This window comes from [Clostridium] aerotolerans DSM 5434, from assembly GCF_000687555.1.
GTDB lineage: Bacteria > Bacillota > Clostridia > Lachnospirales > Lachnospiraceae > Lacrimispora > Lacrimispora aerotolerans.
Window position 1 is genome coordinate 120,444 of the sequence record NZ_JHWJ01000014.1, and the last position, 24,800, is coordinate 145,243.

A 24,800-nucleotide genomic window follows, 5' to 3' on the forward strand; every position below is an offset into this window, starting at 1 on the left:
GTTTTCCATTGCCATAAAGGGGGTCAGATGGAAAGCATCTGGCCAAACGTCCTTATGATGGTGCTTTTATAAAATTTATATTTCCAGATAATCCTTACCTTTTGCAACCGGCTCTTGTCTGGAAGGGCGACAAATTGTTCCAGGGCTTCCCGATTCTCTCTGTCCATCTCCTGGCCGTACTGTTTTAGAAAGGATCTGGCCTGGGCGAACATCTTCCGGTACTCTTCCTTTACCCGTTCCTTTTGGGTCAATCGGCTTACATACTGCTCCATCTGGCCTCTGGAACCTACCTGATTGCCTCCATGCTGCCGGTAGAGAAGGAGCGGCTTGTCAATATAGGATATTTTCCCGAAACAGCTTGCCAAAAGCCCCAGCCACCAGTCATGCATCATGCACTGCTTTGGTATGTAGGTGAAATAGGAAAGAAAGCTTCGGTTTATCATAACCGTGTTTCCGGTAATGTTATTCTCTACCAGATAATGAGTGAACCGATTGTCATGAATCGCTATGTTCTGGAATTTTGCCATGGACTTTTGACGAATGGTTCCCTCCTCATCGGTCACGGATAAATCTCCATGAACTAAAAGGGGGAGTTCATTTCCCCATTTCCGTTCCATTTGCTTCATTTCTTTTAATGTCACTTCCACCTTATGAGGGAGCCAGATATCATCCTGGTCACAGAGCATGATATAATCGTCATCCGCACTGCTTAAGAGGCGAAAAAAGTTGTTTTGAGGACTTCCGGAAGCCTTAATATTTTTTAGGCACTTGATTCGGTCCGGATATTTTTTCTCATATTCCTTTATAATTCCAGGAGTTCTGTCAGAAGAAAGATCGTCTGAAATCAGGATAACCAGCTCTTTGTGGGTCTGATTTAATAAGGAGTCAAGCTGCTGCCTTAAGTAGGCCTCCCCATTATAGGTCGCCAGAAGAATCGTTACCATGGCTTAAGCCTCCTTTCCCCAAAAGAAGGGACTCCCTACCAGGACAGTCCCACGATTTTTGTTAAAAACCAGATCTCCACCATCAAAAAGCCAAGGAAGGCACGAACAAGCATCTCTTCCAGCGGATTGATCTTTAGATAAGTCTTATAATAATGAAGCTTGCTTTCATGAAGAATCGCCTGCTTCTTTAAAATAGATGCCACGCTTTTATTAATGGATACAGAATGAAGATGAACATAAGATTCATCAAGAAGAAGGGCTGTCCGATAGCCTTTTTCTTTCAGCTTATACCCAAGTATCTTTTCTTCATAATAAAGGAATACCTTCTCATCGTAAAGTCCACATTCCATAAGTGCCTTTGCATCAGCAAGAAATAAGGAGCCAAGAACTGCATCCACAAATACGAATCCATCTTTCCCCTTTATCTCCGGTCTGTCATTGAGAAAACGGGCAAACAAACGCCTTGTGATCAGTCCTGTATCAAGTAGGTCTAATAACAATCCATTGAGCCTCCAGCTGGATAACGCCACACTGCCTGTCCGGTCTTTGGTAACGGCTGCGGCGATTGCCAGATTTTCTAACTTTTCAAAGGCTTCCGCCATGGCTACGACACAGGCTTCCGATACCTTAACATCGGGATTAGCGATTAATACATGGGTCGCACTAAGGGTGTCATAGGCATACCGGATTCCAATGTTGTTGCCGCTTCCATAGCCCCCATTGGAAGGAGACGTTAAAAGTTGGACCTTTTCCCCTTGAAGCTCCTTTAATGTGGTCAGGGAATCATCCGTGGAATGATTGTCCACTATGACAATGGAATCGAGGCATTGATAATCCTTTATGGCAGTTACCAGACTCCTGGTGGTCACGGCATCGTTATAATTTAGAATAATACAGCTAATATTCATATCCGTTCCTCTATGAACCCTTTCTGGAATTAATCACCTGCATACCAAAGCGGCGGCTGATTAAGTCACGAATGGGCGGACATAAAAAGGTGGCATAATCCATCAGATGGTATAGCACCATGTAAAAGCGGCTTCCCTTTTCCTTTGGCGCTCCTGCCCAGGGAGTGAGGGAGAGATAATGGTCGTATACGTTCCGGTAATGATTTAAATTCCACTGCTTCCATGGCCTCTCATCTCCCATAAAATGAAGGATTACGGGGTGCTTTTTCGCCTCTTTGAAGGACTTTTCCGGTATCGTTTTATACACCGGGGAAAGCCTTGTTAAATGGCTGTAGTGGAAATACCGGTAGTTGGTAAAGAAATTATAACGGGGAGGCAAAGGTTTTATCCTTCCTTTAAACGCACCATTGATGGTATCCTGGTCTCCGGCAAAGAGTTTTCCTCCCTTGGAGGAATAAAAATCCATCAAAAGCTTTTGGGCATGTTCCCCGCGCCACCGTTTCATATCAATTAGAAGAACTCCGGAATTAAAGTAAGGGTCTTCTGGTAAAAGACCAATTTTTTCTTTTACCGATGAATATATGGTGGGTTCCATAACAGCCCCCACCATATTAGAATCAAGATTGCTTTCCCACAGCCGTTTTAAGGAAGCGCACACCACGGTATCGCAGTCCAAATAAAGCACTCTTTCAGCCGTTTCCGGCAGCATCTCTCCCACAAATAAGCGGGCCATGATGCTTAAATCAAAGCCACCGGTATCCACATCATAGGGAAAACGCTCTTTTAAGTCACCTAGCTCTAATACTGTAACATGACGATTAAATTGACTGCCAATGGAAAGAAGACGTTTTTTACTCTCTTCGGATAAACCCATGGATAAAATATAAATCTGGATTTCTTCCGCCTCTTTGTTATGATCCAAAAGAGAGTAAAGGGATACCCCGAGATGTCTGGCATAGCCGTCATTAGAAGCGTATACAACATTCATGAAAATCCCTCCGTCCTGTACTGATCCGTACCTTTAGTTCCGTTGTATTGTACTATATCTCATAGGAAATGTAAACAGCCTGGGATTTAAGGACTATGAAAGCTCCTGCTTCGCTACTTTCATGGCAGATTCAATGACCTTGTCCATGTCATAATATTTGTACTCACCTAATCGGCCGCCAAATATAACACCGGATTCTTTTTCTGCCAGGGAGGCGTACTGCTTATAAAGCTCCTGGTTTCTCTCGTCATTGACCGGATAATAAGGCTCCATACCTTCCTCCCAAGCTACGGAATACTCTCTGGTAATCACTGTCTTTGGCTGGGTACCGAACTCAAAATGCTTATGCTCAATGATTCTTGTATAAGGTGTCTCCCGGTCTGTATAATTTACAACAGCAACGCCCTGATAGTTGTCCATATCAAGAGTTTCCGTCTCAAATTTAAGACTCCGGTATTCCAGCTTTCCAAGCTGGTAGTGATAGAAGGCATCGATCATACCTGTATATACTGTCTTTTCACCAAGGCTGTCATAATGCTCCCGATTCTCCAGATAATCTACATTAAATTCCATATCACAGCCTTCAAACAGCTTTTCAATGATAACATTGTATCCACCCATTGGAATTCCCTGATATAAGTCGTTAAAGTAATTATTATCATAGGTAAAACGAACGGGAAGCCTCTTAATGATAAACGCCGGCAGTTCTTTGCAGTCTCTTCCCCACTGCTTTTCCGTATACCCTTTTACCAGCTTCTCATAAATATCCGTTCCTACTAAGCTGATGGCCTGCTCCTCTAAATTCTTTGGTTCTCCTGTTACAGATGCCTTTTGTTCCTCGATTTTAGCCTTTGCTTCTGCCGGTGTGGCCACGTTCCACATCTTGCTGAAGGTATTCATATTAAAGGGCATGTTATAGATTTCCCCTTTGAAATTGGCTACCGGGCTGTTGGTATAGCGGTTGAATTCCACAAGCTCATTCACGAATTTCCAAACCTCTTTGTTACTGGTATGGAAAATGTGGGCACCATAGGTGTGCACGTTAATTCCATCCTTTTCCTCGCAATAGATATTTCCGCCCATATGGCTGCGCTTCTCTACCACAAGACATTTCTTCCCCTTTTTACGGGCCAGATAGGCAAACACACCGGAATACAGTCCGCTTCCCACCAATACGTAATCATACTTTTTCATAGTTTCCGTTCTCCTGTCTTTTATAAACTGCTCTTATTATACTAAAGTCCTTAGGAAATGTAAATTCCTCTTGCCTTGATACATGGTCATGAATCCTTTTCTATCATAAGCTCCATTACCTTTGCCTCTCTGGCTGCCCAGGGACATTCTTTCTTTCCTATGATACGGTTATTATTTTCGAAAGCCTCTTTTAACGGAATCCAGACAATCTGATAATTATATTCCTTCTCATATTCATCTAAGTTTCTTTCCCCGGCTTCCTCTCTTATTTCACATACATAGTAGTGGGAATCCATCTCAAGGATTGAATTCCCTTCTCCCTTTCTCCGTTCCAATACCTGGCCATATTTACTTATGGACTCTTTGATTACCTGGTAGCCAGTCTCTTCTTTTACTTCCCGGATCAGGGTTTCTTCTAAAGATTCTCCATCTTCCATTCCACCGCCTGGAAATTTATAATCACCGTACCTGCTGAAAATCAGAAGATAGTTTTCTCCTCGTCTTATAATCCCTCTTGCTGCGGTTCTCCTAGATACGGTATCACCTGGTTCATAGTTTTTAAGGTCTATGATCAGCTCCATTTATTTTTCCTCCTATAAATATTTCGTTACATTGCAAAAAGACGGGGCCGCGTCTTAAGCTGGCCCCGTCTTTCTATTAATAGAATAACCGGTTTACTGCACTGAAAATGCCTCGGATAGAGGATCTGGTAATGTTGGAACTGATTCCTACGCCGTAAGTCGTCTTTCCGGAGCGCACATCCAGCAAGTGGATATAGGAAGCAGCCTTTGCGCCGGAACCGGAAGCAAGAGCGTGCTCGTTGTAATCAAGTACACGGATTTCAATATCAAGCTCTTTCTCAAGGCCTTTTTGAACCGCATCGATAGGACCGTTACCGACTCCCTCGAATACCTTTTCTACGCCGTGATCCATGTAGCGGACTCTTGCGAAGGTGGAGAATTCCACATCCTCCTCTGCCTCTGTGATCTGGGCCTTAAGGAAGTGAATGGGTTCTTTTCTATCCACGTAGTTGCTGTTAAACTCATCAAGAATCTGCTCTGGAGCCACCTCACCCTGCTTTTCGGAAATAGCCTGAATGACATCGGCAAATTCCTTGTGCATACCTTTTGGAAGCTTGAAGCCATAGAAGGTGTCCATAACAAAGGCCACGCCACCCTTTCCGGACTGGCTGTTGATGCGGACCACAGGCTCATACTGTCTTCCGATATCGGCAGGATCGATGGGCAGATAAGGAACCTCCCAGTAAGCATTTTCTCTTTCCCGCATGGCCTGCATGCCTTTGTTGATGGCATCCTGATGGGAACCGGAAAATGCGGTGAAAACGAGCTTTCCTGCGTATGGGTGTCTTGGCGCTACCTCCATCTTGGTGCAACGCTCGTATACCTCGGAAATCTCACGGATATTTTCAAGATGAAGTTCCGGATTGATTCCCTGGGAGAATAAATTATAAGCTACCGTTAATATATCAAGATTTCCGGTTCTCTCTCCATTGCCAAACAGTGTGCCTTCCACTCTGTCAGCTCCGGCAAGAATGGCAAGCTCTGCAGCTGCAACTCCGGTTCCACGGTCATTATGGGGATGTACGCTTAAGATAATGCTTTCACGATTTTTAAAGCGTCCATTCATCCATTCAATCTGATCCGCATAGACATTGGGTGTCGTCATCTCTACGGTAGATGGAAGATTAAAGATAATTTTCTTATCAGGAGTAGCTCCCCAGGTTTCCTGGACTGCATTGCAGATATCAAGTGCAAATTCCAGCTCCGTTCCGGTAAAGCTTTCAGGAGAATATTCCAGTACCACTTCTCCGTCAAAGTCCTTCATGTACTGCTTCACCCATTCCGCGCCCTGGACAGCTATGGCCTTAATCTCATCCATATTCTTTTTAAATACCACATCACGCTGAAGGGTTGAGGTGGAGTTATAAATATGAACGATTGCCTTTTTTACGCCCTTTAAGGCTTCAAAGGTTCTCTTAACCAAATGCTCTCTGCACTGAACAAGGACCTGAACCACCACATCATCCGGAATTAACTTCCGTTCCACAAGCTGTCTTAAAAAGTCAAACTCAATCTGGGACGCTGCCGGAAAACCGACCTCGATTTCCTTAAAGCCCAGCTTAATAAGAAGCTGAAACATCTCAATCTTTTCTTCGACTACCATTGGCTCAGTCAGAGCCTGATTTCCATCTCTTAAATCCACGCTGCACCAGATTGGTGCCTTCTTAATCTCGTTGCCGGGCCATTGTCTTTCCGGGTAGTTCATAACCGGTACTCGTTTATATCTTTCATAATTCAACATGTCTTATCTCCTCCATAATCTTTCACTTGTCTGTCTGTTCCGGATAAACCGGATTCTGCCATAAATAGCTGTTTCGATTCTCATGCAAACACTATGACAGGCTTTGGAGTCGATAAATCACGCTGTACTTTTTGACAATGAACAACGTGGTTTTTATAGGTCTAACCCCATCTTCATCATTCCTTTTCATTAAAATCACATCCGTGCTCTGACAATGCGTCACGGTAAAGTGTTATGTTATTATAGCATGAGTAAAGAAGGCTTACAACCAGAAAATAATTTTTCTGCTGCAAGCCTTTTTTCTATCATTTATTTACTTAGCTGTAATAATTTGTTTTTGAGTTCCCCTTCCATACGGGCAAGCTCTGCTTCCGCATCCATACGCTTTTGTCTTCCCTCTGCCTGAATGCGCACTACCTCATCAAGGGTTGAGATCAGGGATTCATTTGTTTTCTTAAGGGTCTCAACATCAACAATGCCCCGCTCAGATTCCTTGGCGGTCTCTATGGTCGCGGTCTTTAATACCTCTGCATTCTTTCGAAGGAGCTCATTGGTCATGTCTGTGACCTCTCTCTGAGCTCTGGCTGCCTGTTCGGAATGGTTGATGCCGATGGCAAGTACCATCTGACTCTTCCAGAGAGGAATGGTATTGACCAGCGTGGACTGAATCTTCTCTGTCATCAGGGTATCATTATTTTGAACCAGACGGATCTGAGGTGCCATCTGAATGGATATCATACGGGTCAGTTCAAGATCATGTATCTTCTTTTCAAAACGGTTTAACATGGATGCCATATCATTGGCGGCCTGGGCATCCTCAGGCAGACCGCTTTTCGCTGCTTTATCAAGAAGCAGGGGAAGCTCTGTCTGCTGTGCCTTTTTCAGCTTTCTTTTTCCCGCCAGGATATACATGGTCAGTTCCTTAAAATATGTGGTATTTAAGTCATACATCTTATCCAGTAATGCAATATCCTTTAAAAGCTGGATTTGATGGTTTTCTAATACCTTGCAGATCTGATTTACATTAGACTCTGCCTTGGCATACTTTGATTTCATGGCATCCAGACGGTTGGCACTCTTTTTAAAGAAACCAAAGAAGCCTTTTTCCTCTTCCGCAGTTTCAAAGCCTTTTAACTCCACCACTACATCCGTAAGCATCTGGCCTACTTCGCCCAAGTCTTTTGACTTCACATTTTCCAGGGCAGTCTCTGAGAAATCAGCGATCTTCTTCTGGGCATTGGCGCCGTACTGGAGTACCAGGTTGGAATTTAAAAGGTCTATCTTTTCTGCAAAGTCTGCCACCAGCTTTTCTTCTTCCGGGGATAAATTTGCTTCGGGGAGAGATTCCTGCTCTTTTGTCATATTTATAAGCTCATCCTTTTTTCCGGTGTTTTCTATCACAGCATCGGAAAATGGAGTCAGGGTCAGTTCTGGTGCTTCTTTTAACATCTCATCAATCTCTTTGCTCATCTTTTCTTTCCTCCTGCGAAATCACTTTCTGCAAATCCATCCTTTTTTAACATGGTCTGCAGCACAGATGCGTCCGTGGTAACATCAAGGACCGCATCCTCATATAGGTCATCTAAAAGCCGCTCAAAAGCCTTTTGAATGGTATCCAGAGTGGTTTCAATCTCTGCTTTTGCGGAGTTTACATTCTCTCCTCTGGATCCTGCACTGTCAAAATCCCGATAGGCATTTACAAGCTTTACTGTGGTGGGAAGATAGTAATCCATAAAGCGTTCCATCTCTTTCCCCTGTTCCGGGTGCTTTGATACGGTATCAAAAATCCGCCTTATAACATCCTCAAGGTCCGAAAGCTTATTGGATATGACCTCTCCTGGGATAGCATCATTGGCTTCTTTAAGCATTCTCAAATAATTACGTCCAGCCTCCATCATCTCTTCAAATTCTTTGGAGAACTTCTGTGTTTCCTCTTTTTTCTTGGTTTCTAAAGCTTCTTCTGATTCTTTTTCGTTTCTTTCCTTTAAAGCCTTTTGACATTCCAGATACTGTTTGTAGGTATCCTCACTTAGCATAAGACAGGTTTTCTGCTCATCCAGATAGGCATGGGAGAATATGTTATGCTCAATCATTTTCTGTACATCCTTACGGACAAACTCCTTTGATTTGCCAATGAGAGCCGCCAGCTCCTCAATGGTGCAGTACATCTTTCTTCCGGCCTGTTTGGCATAAAGCTTTCCACGTTTCAGACGGCTTCCCATATCAATTCCACCCTTTAGCATAAAGCCAAAAAAGGTGCCAAAGGAAGCGAGTACCAGAGTAGAGCCTAACATGAGCCAGATATCCGGCTTTGCAATCATGGCGATAATCCAGGTCACAAGAAGAACAACGGTAATGAGTGAAAGACCAATGCTTCCAAACACCGTAAAGAGTATCCCTGCCACACGGCTGCTGTTATTTATCTTAATTCCTTCTTCCCGAGGAAAAATGGCTTGTCCTTTGGAAGCTTTCCTATCCCTTTTTCTGCTGGTTTGAAACGCCTGGTAGCCTGGTTCTGATTCCTGACCCATCTTCTGACTGGCATAGGATTCCTTCCGTTCACTGGACTCACTATGGTAGGACTCAAAGGGTGAAAATCTCCCCATATCTCCGTGCTTTTTCAACTGGCTTCTGGCTTCATCAAGGGCGTCGTTAACGGAATCAGAAATGGTTTTATTAAGTCCCTTAAAATCCATGGAACGGATTGCACTTTCTACCGAATCCAGGATCTGATCTCCTAAATTTGATATATCTTTTTTATCCATAACGTTCTGATCTCCCAAAATATTTCATATTTAAAAATTATCATATCACGAAACCAACCATTTTACAACGAATGGGCATAGGAAAAAAGCTGGAAAATAGGAACAAAAAAGGCTGGCCAGCTTTCTTTTTAAAAACTGGCTCGCCTTTCTTTATTCATAATATGACAGGTTAAATGACATGACCTTTTTGTCTCATAACTTCAATGACCTGGTCTACATAAGTCTCACAGGTGTGTAAGTCTGCTGCTTCTACCATAACACGAACCACTGGCTCAGTGCCTGACTGGCGAAGGAGAATTCTTCCGCTCTCTCCTAAAAGCTCTGCAACCTTTTCTACTTCTGCAATCACTGCTTCATCATCCTGGGCAGCTGTCTTATCGTGGACACGGACATTTTTAAGGACCTGCGGGAATATCTCGAACTCAGAGACCAGCTTCCCAAGGCTCTCCTTTTTCTCTAAAATCACTTCCATCACCTTTAAGGATGTAAGAATGCCATCTCCTGTGGTGGCGTGCTTGCTGAAAATAATATGGCCGGACTGCTCGCCGCCAAGGCAATTGCCGTTTGCCACCATATTTTCGTATACATATTTATCGCCTACTGCGGTCTTTTCATAGTCAATGCCTTCCCGCTCAAATGCCTTATAAAGGCCGAAGTTTGACATAATGGTGGTGACTACCTTGTTGTTCTTTAAGGTTCCCTGGTCCTTCATGTATTTTCCGCAGATATACATGATGCCGTCGCCGTCTACGATGTTGCCGTGCTCATCCACAGCCAGACAACGGTCTGCGTCTCCGTCATAAGCAAAGCCTACGTCAGCGCCTACTTCCTTAACGAATTTCTGAAGCTGGCCGATGTGGGTGGAACCACATCCGGTATTGATGTTTAAACCGTTTGGTTCGTTGCTGATGACGTGTGTCTCGGCTCCCAGAGCATCGAATACATTCTTTGCAATGGCAGACGCGCTTCCGTTTGCACAGTCAAGAGCTACTTTTTTATTTTTAAAGGAACGGGTAGCCGTGGAAATTAAATAACCGATGTAACGGTTTCTGCCTGCTGCAAAGTCCACGGTGCGGCCGATCTTATCCTGGGTCGCCAGGGGAATTTCTCCCATCTCACCGTCAATATACTGTTCAATTTCAGTGATAACGCTCTCTTCCAGCTTCTCTCCCTTTTCATTTATGACCTTGATGCCATTGTCATAGAAAGGATTGTGGCTGGCGGAAATCATGATACCGCAGGAAAAGCCTTCGGTTCTCACCACGTAAGATACGCTGGGGGTCGTCGTAACATGAAGAAGGTACGCATCTGCACCAGAAGCTGTAAGACCTGCTACCAGGGAGTATTCAAACATGTAACTGCTGCGTCTTGTATCTTTACCTATTACGATTCTGCAAACTTCATCTGGATTTTTCTGTCCATAGTACCAGCCTAAAAAGCGTCCTACCTTATAGGCATGCTCTACTGTCAGTGTGACGTTTGCTTCCCCACGAAAGCCGTCGGTTCCAAAATATTTTCCCATCTCATATCTCCTTTTTTACAAGTCTGCAGTTTATACAGAATTATATGTAATATATCATACTCTACCTTATTTTTCAACCTGGGGCACTTCATAGGCATATAGAATGGTTCTTGCATCAGCCAGCTCATAGCTGCATGTGACAAAGGACCACAGCGTCCCTATGGGAGCGTCAGGCGTTTGATAGAAGAAGCCCTTTTTTGTCATCTTCTCTACGTACCCCTGGAACTCTTCTTCTGTATCAAATTTTGTTCTTCGTCTCTCACCGTCTGCATCCGTATAAAGGACTGTAAAGGGACGAAGATGATATTCCCGTTCTGGTGTGTATACCGTTATTATTTGATGTTCCTTAAAAAATGATTCTTCCTTGTATTTAATTATGTCCTTGAACATGGATCCATTTTTCATATGATGACCGTATAATATGTTATGCCTTCCTGAAAAATCAGGTTCGCTTTCATAATCAAGAAATATGGCTCCAGACGGATTCTTTTTGCCTTCAAAATCAGTGTCCAGATACGTTTCATTATTATCGGTCTGCAGGATTGGATAGTCTATGGAAGTGCCTTCAATCTTTAGCCAGCCAACGATATCCGGATTCATCGCCTTTAACTGATCAAACTGAATAGGAGAAACATACTGGCTTTCTGTAGCTTCCTCTGAAGCTTTGTCTGTACTCTCTTCCGATTCTTCCCTGCTTATTTCAGTCGCCAGCTTGGCAAGGTCTTCATACTGACGCTTTTCTCTGTCTTTTTCCCGGTAATCGGAATAAAGCAAACTTGCGCCTGCAGCAAATAAAACAAGGGCCATTATAAGAATAACAACGGGCGGCTTTCTTTTTTCCATTCAAATCCTCCCTTACTTCTGCAATTTTTTCCTTAATTATATAGTATCACCAAAAAAATCTCAATCTTTTATAAGCTCTGCTAGACTTTTTTCTTATTTTTCTATATACTTTAAGTAATAAAACGTCATTTGGAGATGCTTATGAAAAATCAGGAATCTGTCATCTATGTTAATATGCTGGGAGGATTCTCCATATCCATCGGGGATAAGGCTATTGTGGATCAGAATAACCAGGCAAAGAAACCTTGGAGTCTTTTGGAATACCTTATTACCTTTCGGGGGCGGGATATTCCTGTGGAAGAACTTATCGATCTGTTTTGGAAGGACGAAGGAAGCAACAATCCCGCAGGCGCATTAAAGACCCTCATGTTCCGCGTACGGAAACTACTTGAGCCACTTGGCTATCCCACACAAGAGCTGATTTTCCAGAACCGCAAGGCTTATGGGTGGACCAAACACCTTACTACCGTCTGTGATACGGACCGGTTTGAAGATCTGTGTGTGCAATCGGAAGCGTTAGAGCTTACCTTTGACCAGCGGCTGTCCCTTTGTATGGAAGCCTTTACTTTGTATAAGGGTAATTTCCTTCCAAAATCAGAATGGGAGACCTGGGTAGTTCCCATTCATACCTATTATCATACCCTTTATCAGAAGCTGGTGAACCGTATCTTAAATATGCTGGATGAGAAAAAAGACTATCCCACCATGATTGAGGTATGCCAGCAGGCCATTGCCATCGACCCATACGGCGAGGACGGCCATTACTATTTAATCTGCGCTCTGTACCAGAGCGGAAATCAGCTTATGGCTATGGAACATTATCAAAGAGTCAATGATATGTTCTATAATGAATTTGCCATTACTCCTTCTCTTCGGTTTAAGGAGCTTTATAAGCTGATCAGCGATAAAAAACATGGTATTACCATGGATTTAAGCAACATTCGGGAAATACTATTAGAGGGCGGTACCACGAAAGGTGCTTTTTGCTGCGAACCTTCTGTGTTCAGGGACATCTATCAGCTAGAAACAAGAGCCATTGAACGAACCGGAGATTCTATCTTTTTATGTCTTCTTACCATCAGTAACTTAAAGGGAGAGCTGTTAAAACCAGCCGTTCAGACGAGAGCCATGGACGAGCTTGGGGAATCCATACGAAATTCCCTTCGGCGGGGAGATATCTTCAGCCGTTACAGTGTCAGCCAGTACTTAATGCTTCTTCCCACAGCTACCTATGAAAACGGGGAGAATGTGTTAAAGAGGATCATTCAGAATTTCAAAAAAGAATATTCCAGAAAAGATTTATCCATTACTTATTCGCTGCAGAGTGTTACGCCCAATCAGGCATAGCTTTCGTCAGATAAAAAACACATTTCTAACCACAGGAGGAACCGGATGTTACAGGACGATTTTATTACACTCACTTTAGAAAAAACAAAGAATATTGCATTGATTGCTCACGACAATAAGAAACGTGAGCTCATGGACTGGTGTAAAGAGCACTACGAAACCCTGAAAGACCATAAGCTTTGTGGGACAGGCACTACAGCCCGTATGATTACCGATCAGACAGGCCTTCCTGTAAAAGGCTACAACAGCGGTCCTTTAGGCGGTGACCAGCAGATCGGTGCGAAAATCGTAGAGGGACGGATCGATCTGGTGATTTTTTTCTCTGATCCTTTAACTGCCCAGCCTCACGATCCGGATGTAAAGGCACTCCTTCGTATTGCCCAGGTTTATGATATTCCCATTGCCAATACAAAGGCAACGGCCGACTTTATCATTACCTCACCTCTGATGAAGCAAGTGTATGAGCACGAGGTCATTAACTTCAATAAAAATATTCAGGAACGTGCGCAATCATTATAATTCCGGATTTCCTATGATTCATGTAGAAACGGCAGGCCCTCCATTCTCTGGAGGACCTGCCGTATATTATTCTTATCCAAAAACCATCTTGCATAGAGTGGTATATTCCTGGTAGGCAGGATACGTCTCAAGGCCGCAAAGCCGTTCTGCGATTCCTTTGTAATACCACGCATGCTCAGATTTATTCTTTTCATTAAAGCGTTCCCATATTTCATCTCCCAAAAGATAATAATCCCTTGCCGTTGAGCGAAGATTGCTTAACTTGTCCGCTAAAACAAGCTTCTTACAATCCAGGGAGGCATGTTCCAGATGATGAAGGGTCGCGCACTTTCTCTCTTTCCAGCTCTTTGTCTTATCTTCTGTCTCTTCCATGACAAGCCCGGCCACCCTTAGTCCGAATTCCTTTTTCAGCTCTTCTTCCGTTACTCCGGCATCCTCGACCACGTCGTGCAGGAGGGCGGCGCAAATAAGTTCTTCATCAGCCGCCATCACGGTAACGATGACTGCAGTTTCTAATGGATGGACGATATAGGGAATTTTACTTCCCTTGCGATAAGTTCCCTCATGAGACTTAGCTGCAAATGCAGCCGCTTTCTCGACCATACTGATTCTCCTTTGGTTGTTTCTTACTATATATAGTATCACAAATTATTTTGTTTTAACAGTCAATCTTGTAAGATTCCAGAAACAACCGTATCTTTCCCTAACTAACATCTGTACTATGTAAAGGCAGGTCCCAAAGATATGGGATACCTGCCTGTTATTACTAAACAACTCCTGCAGTGTTAATATTGTTATCGTCAACAACCACAACGATGATAACGTTATTGCTAAAGTTATTGCTGAAGTTATTACTTAAGTTTCCGTTTAAATTGCCGTTTAGGTTATCATTTAAAAAGTCATTAAAGTTATCGTTAAAGTTATCTCTGAAGTTATCGCTAAAGTTGTCACTAAAGTTATCGTTAATGCCTCTGTTACCACTAGAATCATTTCTTCTACGATAGGAACATTCTCTTCTGCGATCACAGCGGGATTCTCTGCATCTTTCTCTTACGAAACGTTCTCTCTCATCATTATCGTCTCTATCGTTATTATTCCAGTTATTATTCCAGTTATTATTCCAGTTATTACGCCCACAACAATTTCTATGACAGCAACACATATATCTCACTCCTTTCTTTATAAGACATACTATATTTTATGCCACTGACAGACAAGTAGTGAGAAAACAGAACATACGTTTCTTTTCACAGGGGAATATAAATACAGGATAAAGTATTTACAATGATTGAGATAGTCATTATTAAGGCTTTATATCATGCTTTCATAAGTTTATATTATCACTATGAAATGGACCTTAAGTTCTAAGATATAAAATAAAAATACATTCATATATATGACAGAGGTATTTTTTTGAGGTGTTAACATGAATAATTGTTGCGATGTACTATTTATTTCTTCACTCGCATGTCAAATAGCGGATTGTTTAAATGACGATGAATTATCCATTTTAGCTGCAGACACACTATTATTAAGTGATTCGTTAAATGCAATTGCAGTCCGCCGATCTATCTGTAATTCCAATACAACATCTCCTGGTCAAGGGAATCAACCATGCTGACGGGTCTGGCGCATATGAGTATGTCTGTGAGGCTGTGACCGGCGGTATCAAATACGTCTTTAAGCTAATATTTCGCATCATTGAATGCAAGTGAATCATAGTTTTATGACAATAAAAAAGGGCGGTCATCTTATTATCAGCGCCGCTCAACTAACGTTATACCAATCCTTTATAAACCAATGCACCGTCCTGATCTGGTGTGAGGGTTACAAGCTCTGTTATAATTTTTCCGTCCACGTCCACGGCTTAGATCTTCCCGGAATTGTCAATCAACTGCGACAGGTACATAGCACCGTCCAATCCCTCATTATTATGCACTCCACATGTGGTGGCACAGAAGTTTTATACTACCTGGTGAAAATACGAGGGTTTACAACTAAATTTTAGCGACGGTTTCGGTCGAACAATTGTCTTAAAAACAAAAGTCTGATAATATCTCTTAAATTAAAATCACGAAAGCGACGGTGACGGCGGTCTCTGTCTCTATCTCTGTCTCTGTCCCTATCTCTGCCGCCGAAACCACCAAAAGGTATTTGCTGAGATAAACTCTCTTCTATCTCCTGTCCATAATAATCGTCGTAATCGAAATTACTAACATAAATATCAATCATATTGTCCCAATCCCTGAGAGTCTCTTCTCCGGTCATATTGTTCGTTACAATAGTGAATCTAACAGTCTCATTTAACATTTCATATAATTCCGGAAACTCAGAGGCGAATGCATCTAATTCCATATAATAATTACTCCTTATTTAATTTTTAATTATATTACTTTTAATATATAATATTGAGTAAATCAATAATAGTTCACGTATTTTATTAAATTATTTATTACATAGGGGTCAGTAAGAAATTAACCTCAATAGATAGTGGATTCATAATTATGATATTGACAGAATTGGCAATCAGAAATACAAAGTGGGGTCCAGAATATAGGTTCCATTACCTTCTAGAGCATGACGATATAAAAACCACCCTTGATACTTATACCCATTTTGGATACACGGATGTGCAAGTAGAAAAACTTGAAGACTATTACAATGCAGTCAAAATGCAGTCAGAGAGCAATATAATAGCGTTCAAACACGCATAAACAGGACATCTCGTAAGAATAAATTAAATTATTACGATTTATGAGTTCATCTTGTAAGATCCTCCATTTTCTGCTATGCTAGGAAACGTAAAAACAATCAGGAGGATAGTCAAACAGTATGAACCAGTATAACAATCAGCCAAGATCAGGCCGCAGGCAATCAGGCCCTCAATACCGACAAGATGCGGGAAAACATGGTTTTCTTTCGGTCCTTCTGTTTTATGTGCTGCCTTTTATTCTTATCAATGGTCTTATCTTCTTTGTGGTGACAGAAAAGCCAAAGGGTGATATTACGATCGGCGAAAGCAGCGATTATATTTCAACCACCATGGAACTTAAAATAAGCTCTCTGCTTCCTTTAAAGAGTATGGAAGTGACCTTGGACGGCAATCCTGTGGAAATCACGAAAACAGGTTCCAGAATCTATACAGCAAACTTAAAAAACAATGGTGCGCTGGAAGTAAAGCTTACCGGATTTAATAAAATGAGAACCGCCTTAAACGAGCAGGTGAACGTTCTGGACGATACTCCTCCAGTCATTAAGGACAAGATGTTTAAGGAAGGAATTCTTTCTTTCCGTCTGGAAGACAGCCAATCTGGAGTGGATTATTCCTCTGTTACTGCTTATAATGAGGACAAGCCTGAAATTCTCCCTCTTTCCATTGACCGGAGTACTGGACTTATCATGTTTGAGATCAAAAAAGAGAATTTGACCATCTCTGCTAAGGATAAGATCGGAAACGAGATGCACGTCACCTATGATCCAAAAGGCCAGAGCGTGGATGATGAAGAGTTGAATGGCGAAGAGAATCAGCTTCCGGATGATGAGACTTTAGAAGATACCGAGAGTGCAACAGATAGTAGTAAAAAGAATACAGATTAAATATATTGAAAAGATTCCGGACTTACTGGAATCTTTTTTTGACTCTTTATTCTTGACACAAAAAAAGAATGTTGGAAGTGTGCTTTTCTGACACACCCCAACATTCCTTATAGAACCTTTATTCCTTTCCTCTGCCGTAAAGAAACGTAAGCTCTCTGCATTTATTTAAGATATCTTCTGTCAGTTCCCCGGGAAGGAGCCTGAAACGCCAGTTCTTTCCTAAGGTGGAAGGCTCGTTGATCCTGGCCTCACAGCCAAGGCCCAAGTAATCCTGAACCGGAATAATGGCAAGGCGTGCCACACTTTGGAGGGCTAAACGGATATAATTCCAGGAAACCTGTTCTTCTGACGGGTTCGATGTATTCATGTAATTATCGGCAAATCTTCGGTCCTCCTGGGATAAGCTGTAATACCAGCTTTTTAAGGTATCATTATCGTGAGTTCCAGTATACACCACGCTGTTTTGAGTGTGGTTATGAGGAAGGTAATCGCTCTCCTCCCAGGAATTAAAAGCAAACTCCAATACCTTCATTCCGGGATAACCCGTTTCCTTTAATAGGTTTTTGACGGAAGGAGTCAGAAAGCCTAAATCCTCTGCAATGATATCAAGTTCTCCAAAGGTCTTTTTCATCTCTTCAAAGAAATCGATACCAGGGCCTTTTTCCCAGGCTCCGCCTATGGCATTCTCACTTCCTGCCGGTATGGAATAATACTCGTCAAATCCCCTGAAATGATCCACACGAACCACATGATAAAGGTGAAAGCTGTATTCCATACGCTTTTTCCACCATGCATAGCCTGTTTCCTTATGATATCCCCATCGGTAAAGGGGATTTCCCCAAAGCTGGCCAGTGGGAGAAAATCCATCTGGTGGACAGCCGGCTACGGCAATGGGGTTTCTATCTTCATCAAATTGAAAAAGCTCCGGGTGAGACCAGGTATCTGCACTGTCAAAGGCCACATAGATCGGCATATCCCCGATGATACCAATGCCCCGGTCCTCTGCGTAGGACTTAAGCCGGTTCCACTCTTCTGTGAATTTCATTTGAAGAAAAGCGTAAAAGCCAATTTCACCTTCAAGCTCTTTCTCATACCTGGCAACTGCCTCGGGATTTTTAAGGCGGATATCTTCCTCCCATTCAATCCAGCATTTCCCCTCAAAATGATCTTTTAAAGCCATATAAAAGCAGTAAAGTTTCGTTTCTTCCCCCAAAGACTCCATAGCCTCTACGGAAGTGTGTCCCCCCTCTTTCCAGCGGGTATATGCTTTCCTTAATAAGGGAAAACGGTTGTGATACAGTTTCTCATAATCGATATACCTGGGATCTCCTCCAAAATCTGTTGAATCACATTCTGCTTCCGTGAGAATTCCTTCCTTTATAAGCTCTGTTAAATCTATAAAATAAGGATTTCCTGCGAAGGCAGAAAAAGACTGATAAGGGGAATCCCCATAACCGGTAGGGCCCAGGGGCAGGATCTGCCAGTACTTTTGTCCTGCTCTTTGTAACTGATCCAAAAACTCATATGCCTCTTTTGAAAATGCCCCGATTCCGTATTTTGACGAAAGACTGGACACTGGAAGCAACATACCGCATTCCCGCATAGATCTTCTCCTTTAACGCCTATATTTTCCATTCCATATTATCTTATGGTGTCTGTTTACACAGTAACACGGAGGAGGAAGAAATACAATATTTTTTAGATGCCTGGTATTATTTTTGACATTTTATGACCCTTGGGATTCAATTATGACCATGTCAGAAATCCGTAATCAAAACCTATGAATTTTGACCTGGAATGTTAAGAGAAAAGAAATACACGATTTCCATTTTTCCTGTAAAATAAAGGTAGAAAAGGAAAAGGAGGAATTTAATATGAGAAAAATAAATAAACCACTGGCAGCCATTGTTATCGCTGCTGCCGCTATGGGTCTTACCGCATGTGCAACACAGCCTACAGCAGCTCCTGCTGCCAATGTATCCGTTGATAATAAGTCTAATACCATTCAAGTACAGAGTACAGAAAAAGTAAAGGTAGTTCCCGATATCGCAGAGGTGAGCTACTCAGTTTCCACACAGGCTGCAGATCCAAAGGCTGCCCAGGAAACCAACACCCAGGATGTCAACAAGGTCATTGATTTCTTAAAGAAAGCAGGCGTTGACGAGAAATCCATACAGACCTCAAACTACGGACTGAACCCAATCTATGATTACAATGCCGGACAAAAAATCACCGGATATGAGATGCGCACAGGAATTACTGTTTCCGATCTTCCTATGGATAAATTAGGAACTCTGGTGGCTTCCAGTATTGAAGCCGGCATCAATAACATCGATCACATTGCTTATATGTCCAGCAAATACGATGAAAGCTATCAGGAAGCATTAAAAAAGGCGGTTTCCGCTTCTAAGGTAAAAGCAGATGCCATTGCGGCTGCAAGCGGTGTTACTCTTGGAACCATCACCAATGTGGAAGAAATAAGCACATATAACGATACCCGTTATGAAGCCGGTGCTGCATTTGGCGCTCAGGCTGATGCAAAATCAATTGCAGTGGAGCCTGGTCAGCTTGATGTGGAAGCTCAGGTTACTGTGACTTATGGTATTAAGTAATACCATCTGCTGTAGTTTCTGTCTTTAAGGTCTTAATTCCAAAGCTAAAGAAGACAATATGGCACAGCCATACAATTGCCAGAATAATCTGGCCCACCGGAATCCGGCTCATGGCGAAGAAGCCTATGGCCATGGCAATGGTTAAACTGAAAGAAAGTGTCAGCTTGGTTTTGATTGTCATGGCACGCTTCTTCACATAGCTTTCCAAATGATTTTTATAGAGACTGGTCTTTAAAAACCAGGCATGCAGCTTATCGCTGCTCCTTGCAAAGCAGTAGAGCGCCCCCATTAAAAAGGGGAACGCAGGGAGCAGCGGTAAAACTGCGCCCAAAGCACCAAGTCCCGTAAGAAGGATTCCTGCCCCACACAATAGCTTCTTTTTTATCTTCATATTACGATTCTACTTCCTTTCTGGATTCTATCAAATGACGGATGACCATAACCGGGTGCCGAAAAAACATACGCCTACCGGAAAAACCCATGACTTCCCGGATTCTTTCCCGCATATCGTCCCGGTAACAATGTACCTTGCACTGGGAGCAAAAGGTCTTTGTCTCTGTAAAGGGACAGCACTCCGTCCGGCTGCGTGCGTAAGCTTCTAATTCTTGACACTCCTTGCAGAGCCCATCTCTTGTTCCATGCTTTTTCCTACAGTATAATGCAATCATACGGTATGTAATCTTGATTTCACTTTGTTTTTTTTCCTGAACATTCATTGATACGTTCACATTCCCTTTCATGAAGTCAATGTATTATCTCACATGAAACCACATTTGAATAGCTGTTGATACATGTAAGACCTTTTTATTATCATATTATAAGACGAATTGATTTCATGCGCCTCATAAGAGATAGCCGCAGGAATAAAAAGAGCCAAGAAATCTTTACCCCCAGACTTCCTGACTCAAAATCTTAAAATGAAGCATGTTAAACCTGTTCTTTTCCGTAAAGTGGTAAGAGATTGTGAGGAACTTCAATTCCTTCCTCCTCCAGCCGAAGCTTGATCTGCTCTAAAACCTCAGCCCGGACGGTCCAGTAATGTTCCATTAAAGCCCAGCCTCTGATCCCGATAATCACTGACTGTTCCGTTAAATCACTGACATATACCTCCATGGGCTCTTCTTTTAGAATCCACCTGTGGTTTTTAATAATCTCTTCCAGCACCTGTTTGGCCTTTTTTAAATCGGATCCATAGCTGATCCGTATCAGCACATCAAGCCTCCGCTTGTCCATGGCAGTCACATTGGTGAGGGCAGAATTTGCCAATGTGCCGTTTGGAATAACTACCTGCTTGTTGTCCGCCGTGGTCAGTATGGTATATACAAGGCCAATGGTGCGAACGGTGCCCTCTCCATCTCTGGCAATAATATAATCTCCCACCCGGAACGGTTTCATGAGAAGAATCAATACGCCTCCGGCAAAATTAGCAAGGCTTCCCTGGACCGCAAGTCCGATGGCAATACTGGCGGATCCAAGAAGCGCTATAATAGAAGCTGAGCTTACACCGATCTGGTCTGCGATGACAAAGGCTAAAAAGCAGTACAGCATGGCGTTCAGTACGGACAACAAAAACTTCCTTACGCTGATTTCCATGTCCATCTTTTTAAAGGACCGCTCCAAGATATGATGGGTCATCTTAATCAGCCTGGAGCCGATAAAAAATATAATAAGAGCAATCAATAGTTTAATGCCAAATGCAATGAGATGAGGCCCCCAGCCCTTGATAGTCTCAAGGATGACATTGGGCTTAAGCTGCTCTAAGTTCTCCTGAACCTCTTCACTGAAAATAGCCAGGGTCTCATCTGCTGATGAGGTCGTGAGCATATATAATAACATCTTCGTTTCTCCTAATTCATTTATTTCCCGTCTGGAACTACTGTGTATTTTATCATTCCCTGAGAATTATTTCAATAGACTTAGGCTGTGTCTCTTTCTCCCATCTGTGATAAGCCAGCATTAAGTCTACCATTCTTCCATAGCTTTTGACTCCGTCTAACTGGCTGTTCAGCTTTAGATAAGTATCATTGAGCTGATTGGACACTTCTGCCGTCTTTCCTTCATATTTGCCCCAAAATTCCGTATTATACTTAAGATCATCCCAAATCCGGTCAGAAAGCATGCCGGAAACCTTTGCGTATGCCTGGGGATCTGCTCCTTCCAGGGCATTGGTGGCATAGATCCAGCCGGTGAGATACCCGCTGTACTGAAATGACAGCTCATCGGAACCGATACAGGCCAGATAGCCGATAAAATTCGCCTCATCTTCTCTCATAAAGCCTCTTAAATGAGACAGCTCATGGCATAGAGTATGGGGAATGTTATAATCCGGCATGGAGCGGTTATATATGGCCTCTGCGGTAAAGGGAGAATACTGCCCGCAAAGCTGCTGAATGGAGAAAACATAAGACCATAAAAGCGGCTTTGGCTGAGGATAAAATCCGTTAAGCTCCGGATATACCTGGCCCAACTGTCTCATGGCCACAACACTTTCTGCCCCCATGCCTTTTAATTCCAGCTTACCTGTTCCTGACTCTGACATGTGGTTTAGAGTTTCAGTCAGATTCTCACAAAGTGAAATCAAGTCCTCAATGGAAGATTCCTTGATAGCCAGACCGGAATAGGCAGAAAATGGCCTCCGGTAATAATTAATGCCGCAGTTTATGGTAAATAAAAAAAAGAGCAGGGTAAGAGTGAAGATGCTGCTGATCAGAATTTTTTTCAAATTTCGGATGGAACGGATGGAATAAACCAGAAAGAAAAGAAAACAGAAAATGGATAGTACCTCTAAAAGAGCAAAAGGAAATAAACCGGTGACCCCTCCCAGAATCCCGACGATCAAAGGATAGATGGATCTGGAATACCACTCCCCAAATCCAGGAACGTTTCTTGCCATGACCTGCAAAAGCAGGGAGATAAAAAACATCACCGCTGATGCGATGAGAAGTCGTTTGTTTTCCTTCTTTTTTTCTTCCAAAGGCCCTCCTCCTTATGTGCACAATTCGATAACTCTATATTACCGCCATAATATGGCTATTTCATGGAATGTTTGTGAATATTTTCTTACCATTTTGTGAACCCCCTTGCGTTATGTGGAAAACTCATATAAACTCAATGAGGAACCAAAAAGCAGAGAAAAGAAGAGAACAATATGAAGAGAGACGAAACCATGCAAAAAGAGCAGAAACCGTTTAGCTGGAAGGATGAGATCATAAGCTGGATTAAGATCATCGCCACAGCAGCTGTCATTGCGTTTGTGCTTAACAACTTTATCATTGCTAACAGCAGAGTGCCAAGCGGATCCATGGAAAAGACCATAATGACAGGAGACCGGGTCATCGGATCCCGGCTTTCATATTACTTTTCTGATCCACAGCGCGACGATGTGGTCATCTTCCACTTTCCTGATGATCCCACCGGCAAGACTTACTACGTGAAACGTATCATAGGGCTTCCAGGAGACACCGTTGATATTCGGGACGGAAAGGTTTACTTAAATAATTCTGAGACCCCACTGGACGAGCCATACTTACCAGAGCCAATGGAACCAGAAGAAGAGGCCCACTTTACGGTCCCTGAAGATTCCTATTTCATGCTGGGAGATAATCGTAACTTCTCCGCTGATGCCAGACGCTGGAATCATAAATATGTGAAAAAGAACAAGATCATTGCAAAGGTCTTATTCCGGTATTATCCGTCTATTAAAAAAATTCAGTAAAAAAGCGCAGACCAGGAATTTCTGGCCTGCGTTTTTATGCTTTTACCACTGATAATATTTAATCAGGGCCTGAGTTCCCTCATCCCCATGACCATTCTCTTCCATATTCTCATACATGGAGCGGATATAGGTAAGGACTCCCAGACTGACGCCTGCCCGTGCAGCCTCTTCCTCCGCAATCTTCATATCTTTAATAAAATGCTTGATAAAAAATCCCGGTTCAAAATCACTCGATAGAATCTTTGGGGCCTGGGCATTTAACTGGGCACTTCCGGCGGCTCCTGTGGCTATGGATTCCACCATATTCCTGTCATCCAGTCCGTTTGCCCTGGCATAGGTGATTGCTTCACAGACCCCTGCGATAGAACCTGCTATGGCAATCTGGTTGCACATTTTGGTATGCTGTCCATTTCCTGGGCCTCCCGTATACCGAATGGCCTTTCCCATGGCTTCAAATACAGGAAGGCAGCGGTCAAAATCTTCCTGATCCCCTCCTGCCAATATGGTCAGGGTTCCTTTTCTGGCTCCCGTATCCCCTCCGGTCACAGGCGCATCTATGGCCTTACATCCTTTTTTTCCTGCCTCTTCATAAATCCGTTTCGCCAGCTCCGGACTTGTGGTCGTCATGTCAATGAGACAAGTTCCTGGCTCTGCCCCTTTTAGGATTCCTTTTTCTCCAAAATAGACCTCTTCCACATCCTTTGGATAGCCTACAATGGTAATGACGCAGTCCTTATCCCTGGCACAGGAGGCTGGATCTGGATACCAGGTGGCACCTTCCATAATGACATCCTCTACTTTTTCTCTGGTTCTTGTATAGATACCAACTTCAAAACCAGCCTTCATTAAGTTTCTCACCATGGATTTTCCCATGATACCCACGCCGATAAATCCGATTTTTTTCATTTTGTATCTCCCTCTCCCATCACGATTTATTCTAATCTAATTGTAGCACCCTGAAAATGGCTTGTACAGATGAAAAATGGCTCTTATTCGTCTTCCTGGCAGAAAAATAGAGTGCTGCAAAATGAATTTACCATCTTGCAACACTCTTAATATAAGCTATTACTATCTTAATTTCTGCTTTCGATATCCATTACCATGTCTACACGTCTCTGATGTCTTCCGCCTTCATACTCGGCATCTAACCAGTTCTCGGTGATCATCTTTGCCATCTCATCGCCGACAACTCTTGCGCCGAAACAAAGGACATTGGAATCATTGTGCATTCTGGAAAGCTTTGCTGTGTAAGGCTCGCTGCAGACACAGGCACGGATTCCCTTTACCTTATTGCAGGCAAGAGAGATTCCTACTCCGGTTCCGCAAATAGCGATTCCAAGATCTGCTTCTCCGTCAGCAACTGCACGTCCTACCATCTCGCCGTAAGTTGGATAATCACAGCTTTCTGTGGAATTGGTACCAAAATCAATGACTTCATATCCTTTGCTTTCCACAAATTTCTTAATGGCATTTTTCATTTCTATGGCCGTATGGTCATTTCCCATTGCGATTTTCATATTTAAT

At 42.8% G+C, this 24,800-nt stretch carries 26 protein-coding genes; 6 read left to right on the forward strand and 20 right to left on the reverse strand.

Translation table 11 applies throughout. From position 1 onward, the window contains the following. Positions 1-23 precede the first annotated feature (23 nt). From T546_RS0117585 to srtB, 10 genes are all read right to left on the reverse strand, one after another. Positions 24-944 carry a glycosyltransferase family 2 protein gene (locus tag T546_RS0117585; RefSeq protein ID WP_026892753.1) on the reverse strand — a complete coding sequence of 307 codons (921 nt, stop codon included), beginning with the start codon at positions 942-944 and terminating at the stop codon, positions 24-26. A gap of 35 nt (positions 945-979) precedes the next feature. Further along, positions 980-1,852, reverse strand: coding sequence for a glycosyltransferase family 2 protein (locus tag T546_RS0117590; protein WP_026892754.1), 873 nt, complete (start codon positions 1,850-1,852; stop codon positions 980-982). A 10-nt stretch (positions 1,853-1,862) separates the two neighbouring features. Continuing rightward, a complete protein-coding gene (locus T546_RS0117595) occupies positions 1,863-2,840 on the reverse strand; it encodes a glycosyltransferase family 8 protein (RefSeq protein ID WP_026892755.1) in 978 nt (325 codons plus the stop codon). A 93-nt stretch (positions 2,841-2,933) separates the two neighbouring features. Beyond that, positions 2,934-4,034 carry a UDP-galactopyranose mutase gene (glf, locus tag T546_RS0117600; protein ID WP_026892756.1) on the reverse strand — a complete coding sequence of 367 codons (1,101 nt, stop codon included), beginning with the start codon at positions 4,032-4,034 and terminating at the stop codon, positions 2,934-2,936. 86 nt (positions 4,035-4,120) lie between these two features. Next, positions 4,121-4,615, reverse strand: coding sequence for an NUDIX hydrolase (locus T546_RS0117605; RefSeq protein WP_034599815.1), 495 nt, complete (start codon positions 4,613-4,615; stop codon positions 4,121-4,123). Between the two features lie 76 nt (positions 4,616-4,691). Further along, positions 4,692-6,356, reverse strand: a complete 1,665-nt coding sequence (gene leuA, locus T546_RS0117610; RefSeq protein ID WP_026892758.1) for a 2-isopropylmalate synthase — start codon at positions 6,354-6,356, stop codon at positions 4,692-4,694. A 309-nt stretch (positions 6,357-6,665) separates the two neighbouring features. Continuing rightward, entirely contained in the window at positions 6,666-7,826 is a 1,161-nt protein-coding gene (locus tag T546_RS0117615) for a toxic anion resistance protein (RefSeq protein ID WP_026892759.1), read from the reverse strand. Continuing rightward, positions 7,823-9,121, reverse strand: a complete 1,299-nt coding sequence (locus T546_RS0117620) for a 5-bromo-4-chloroindolyl phosphate hydrolysis family protein (protein ID WP_026892760.1) — start codon at positions 9,119-9,121, stop codon at positions 7,823-7,825. Before T546_RS0117620 ends, T546_RS0117615 begins: the two co-directional genes overlap by 4 nt. A 169-nt stretch (positions 9,122-9,290) precedes the next feature. Continuing rightward, positions 9,291-10,643 (reverse strand): phosphoglucosamine mutase, encoded by a 1,353-nt coding sequence (gene glmM / locus T546_RS0117625; protein WP_026892761.1) that lies wholly within the window; start codon positions 10,641-10,643, stop codon positions 9,291-9,293. Between the two features lie 66 nt (positions 10,644-10,709). Further along, entirely contained in the window at positions 10,710-11,486 is a 777-nt protein-coding gene (gene srtB, locus T546_RS23900; protein ID WP_034599818.1) for a class B sortase, read from the reverse strand. A gap of 141 nt (positions 11,487-11,627) precedes the next feature. Here srtB and T546_RS0117635 point away from each other — a divergent pair, with 141 nt between their 5' ends. Together T546_RS0117635 and T546_RS0117640 are read left to right on the forward strand one after the other, a co-directional pair. Then, positions 11,628-12,833 carry a BTAD domain-containing putative transcriptional regulator gene (locus tag T546_RS0117635; protein WP_026892762.1) on the forward strand — a complete coding sequence of 402 codons (1,206 nt, stop codon included), beginning with the start codon at positions 11,628-11,630 and terminating at the stop codon, positions 12,831-12,833. A 45-nt stretch (positions 12,834-12,878) separates the two neighbouring features. Then, entirely contained in the window at positions 12,879-13,352 is a 474-nt protein-coding gene (locus T546_RS0117640; protein WP_026892763.1) for a methylglyoxal synthase, read from the forward strand. 72 nt (positions 13,353-13,424) lie between these two features. Here T546_RS0117640 and T546_RS0117645 read toward each other — a convergent pair whose 3' ends face one another. After that, a complete protein-coding gene (locus T546_RS0117645; protein WP_026892764.1) occupies positions 13,425-13,955 on the reverse strand; it encodes an HD domain-containing protein in 531 nt (176 codons plus the stop codon). Positions 13,956-14,118: 163 nt separating this feature from the next. Continuing rightward, entirely contained in the window at positions 14,119-14,514 is a 396-nt protein-coding gene (locus tag T546_RS0117650; RefSeq protein ID WP_026892765.1) for a hypothetical protein, read from the reverse strand. A gap of 264 nt (positions 14,515-14,778) precedes the next feature. Between T546_RS0117650 and T546_RS26490 the strand changes: the two genes are divergently transcribed. Next, a complete protein-coding gene (locus T546_RS26490) occupies positions 14,779-14,973 on the forward strand; it encodes a DUF6774 domain-containing protein (RefSeq protein ID WP_408643065.1) in 195 nt (64 codons plus the stop codon). A 383-nt stretch (positions 14,974-15,356) separates the two neighbouring features. Here T546_RS26490 and T546_RS0117665 read toward each other — a convergent pair whose 3' ends face one another. Further along, on the reverse strand, positions 15,357-15,707 hold the full coding sequence (locus tag T546_RS0117665; protein WP_026892766.1) for a hypothetical protein: 351 nt from the start codon (positions 15,705-15,707) through the stop codon (positions 15,357-15,359). 477 nt (positions 15,708-16,184) lie between these two features. On the opposite strand from T546_RS0117665, the gene T546_RS0117675 reads away from it, so the two are divergent. After that, positions 16,185-16,949, forward strand: a complete 765-nt coding sequence (locus T546_RS0117675) for a hypothetical protein (RefSeq protein ID WP_026892768.1) — start codon at positions 16,185-16,187, stop codon at positions 16,947-16,949. 118 nt (positions 16,950-17,067) lie between these two features. On the opposite strand, the gene malQ is transcribed toward T546_RS0117675, so the two are convergent. Further along, positions 17,068-18,552, reverse strand: coding sequence for a 4-alpha-glucanotransferase (gene malQ, locus T546_RS0117680; RefSeq protein WP_026892769.1), 1,485 nt, complete (start codon positions 18,550-18,552; stop codon positions 17,068-17,070). 271 nt (positions 18,553-18,823) lie between these two features. On the opposite strand from malQ, the gene T546_RS0117685 reads away from it, so the two are divergent. After that, positions 18,824-19,561 (forward strand): SIMPL domain-containing protein, encoded by a 738-nt coding sequence (locus tag T546_RS0117685; RefSeq protein WP_026892770.1) that lies wholly within the window; start codon positions 18,824-18,826, stop codon positions 19,559-19,561. On the opposite strand, the gene T546_RS0117690 is transcribed toward T546_RS0117685, so the two are convergent. From T546_RS0117690 to T546_RS23905, 4 genes are all read right to left on the reverse strand, one after another. Beyond that, entirely contained in the window at positions 19,554-19,952 is a 399-nt protein-coding gene (locus tag T546_RS0117690) for a YbaN family protein (protein WP_026892771.1), read from the reverse strand. The genes T546_RS0117685 and T546_RS0117690 overlap by 8 nt on opposite strands. A 1-nt stretch (position 19,953) precedes the next feature. Further along, a complete protein-coding gene (locus T546_RS0117695; protein WP_026892772.1) occupies positions 19,954-20,277 on the reverse strand; it encodes a nitrous oxide-stimulated promoter family protein in 324 nt (107 codons plus the stop codon). A gap of 211 nt (positions 20,278-20,488) precedes the next feature. After that, the gene (locus T546_RS0117700; protein WP_026892773.1) at positions 20,489-21,397 is read right to left on the reverse strand and encodes a mechanosensitive ion channel family protein; all 909 of its coding nucleotides are present in this window, start codon (positions 21,395-21,397) and stop codon (positions 20,489-20,491) included. A 52-nt stretch (positions 21,398-21,449) separates the two neighbouring features. Next, positions 21,450-22,535 (reverse strand): DUF3810 domain-containing protein, encoded by a 1,086-nt coding sequence (locus T546_RS23905; RefSeq protein WP_242842254.1) that lies wholly within the window; start codon positions 22,533-22,535, stop codon positions 21,450-21,452. 174 nt (positions 22,536-22,709) lie between these two features. Here T546_RS23905 and lepB point away from each other — a divergent pair, with 174 nt between their 5' ends. Continuing rightward, complete coding sequence (lepB, locus tag T546_RS0117710; protein ID WP_026892774.1) at positions 22,710-23,276, forward strand: signal peptidase I; 567 nt, start codon at positions 22,710-22,712, stop codon at positions 23,274-23,276. A gap of 42 nt (positions 23,277-23,318) precedes the next feature. On the opposite strand, the gene T546_RS0117715 is transcribed toward lepB, so the two are convergent. Both T546_RS0117715 and rpiB read right to left on the reverse strand, forming a co-directional pair. Next, positions 23,319-24,182, reverse strand: coding sequence for an NAD(P)-dependent oxidoreductase (locus T546_RS0117715; protein WP_026892775.1), 864 nt, complete (start codon positions 24,180-24,182; stop codon positions 23,319-23,321). A 167-nt stretch (positions 24,183-24,349) separates the two neighbouring features. Then, positions 24,350-24,793: a ribose 5-phosphate isomerase B gene (gene rpiB / locus T546_RS0117720; RefSeq protein WP_026892776.1), complete on the reverse strand. Its 444-nt coding sequence runs from the start codon at positions 24,791-24,793 to the stop codon at positions 24,350-24,352. Positions 24,794-24,800: the final 7 nt, after the last annotated feature.

Coding starts and splice junctions, on each gene's coding strand:
- T546_RS0117640 (WP_026892763.1), top strand. CDS start 12,879: ATGTTACAGGACGATTTTATTACACTCACTTTAGAAAAAACAAAGAAT.
- leuA (WP_026892758.1), bottom strand. CDS start 6,356: ATGTTGAATTATGAAAGATATAAACGAGTACCGGTTATGAACTACCCG.
- T546_RS0117675 (WP_026892768.1), top strand. CDS start 16,185: ATGAACCAGTATAACAATCAGCCAAGATCAGGCCGCAGGCAATCAGGC.
- glf (WP_026892756.1), bottom strand. CDS start 4,034: ATGAAAAAGTATGATTACGTATTGGTGGGAAGCGGACTGTATTCCGGT.
- malQ (WP_026892769.1), bottom strand. CDS start 18,552: ATGCGGGAATGCGGTATGTTGCTTCCAGTGTCCAGTCTTTCGTCAAAA.
- T546_RS0117595 (WP_026892755.1), bottom strand. CDS start 2,840: ATGAATGTTGTATACGCTTCTAATGACGGCTATGCCAGACATCTCGGG.
- glmM (WP_026892761.1), bottom strand. CDS start 10,643: ATGGGAAAATATTTTGGAACCGACGGCTTTCGTGGGGAAGCAAACGTC.
- lepB (WP_026892774.1), top strand. CDS start 22,710: ATGAAGAGAGACGAAACCATGCAAAAAGAGCAGAAACCGTTTAGCTGG.
- srtB (WP_034599818.1), bottom strand. CDS start 11,486: ATGGAAAAAAGAAAGCCGCCCGTTGTTATTCTTATAATGGCCCTTGTT.
- T546_RS0117585 (WP_026892753.1), bottom strand. CDS start 944: ATGGTAACGATTCTTCTGGCGACCTATAATGGGGAGGCCTACTTAAGG.
- T546_RS0117635 (WP_026892762.1), top strand. CDS start 11,628: ATGAAAAATCAGGAATCTGTCATCTATGTTAATATGCTGGGAGGATTC.
- T546_RS0117700 (WP_026892773.1), bottom strand. CDS start 21,397: ATGTTATTATATATGCTCACGACCTCATCAGCAGATGAGACCCTGGCT.
- T546_RS0117645 (WP_026892764.1), bottom strand. CDS start 13,955: ATGGTCGAGAAAGCGGCTGCATTTGCAGCTAAGTCTCATGAGGGAACT.
- T546_RS0117590 (WP_026892754.1), bottom strand. CDS start 1,852: ATGAATATTAGCTGTATTATTCTAAATTATAACGATGCCGTGACCACC.
- T546_RS0117685 (WP_026892770.1), top strand. CDS start 18,824: ATGAGAAAAATAAATAAACCACTGGCAGCCATTGTTATCGCTGCTGCC.
- T546_RS26490 (WP_408643065.1), top strand. CDS start 14,779: ATGAATAATTGTTGCGATGTACTATTTATTTCTTCACTCGCATGTCAA.
- T546_RS0117615 (WP_026892759.1), bottom strand. CDS start 7,826: ATGAGCAAAGAGATTGATGAGATGTTAAAAGAAGCACCAGAACTGACC.
- T546_RS0117620 (WP_026892760.1), bottom strand. CDS start 9,121: ATGGATAAAAAAGATATATCAAATTTAGGAGATCAGATCCTGGATTCG.
- T546_RS0117695 (WP_026892772.1), bottom strand. CDS start 20,277: ATGAATGTTCAGGAAAAAAAACAAAGTGAAATCAAGATTACATACCGT.
- T546_RS0117715 (WP_026892775.1), bottom strand. CDS start 24,182: ATGAAAAAAATCGGATTTATCGGCGTGGGTATCATGGGAAAATCCATG.
- T546_RS0117605 (WP_034599815.1), bottom strand. CDS start 4,615: ATGGAGCTGATCATAGACCTTAAAAACTATGAACCAGGTGATACCGTA.
- T546_RS0117665 (WP_026892766.1), bottom strand. CDS start 15,707: ATGGAATTAGATGCATTCGCCTCTGAGTTTCCGGAATTATATGAAATG.
- rpiB (WP_026892776.1), bottom strand. CDS start 24,793: ATGAAAATCGCAATGGGAAATGACCATACGGCCATAGAAATGAAAAAT.
- T546_RS0117650 (WP_026892765.1), bottom strand. CDS start 14,514: ATGTGTTGCTGTCATAGAAATTGTTGTGGGCGTAATAACTGGAATAAT.
- T546_RS0117690 (WP_026892771.1), bottom strand. CDS start 19,952: ATGAAGATAAAAAAGAAGCTATTGTGTGGGGCAGGAATCCTTCTTACG.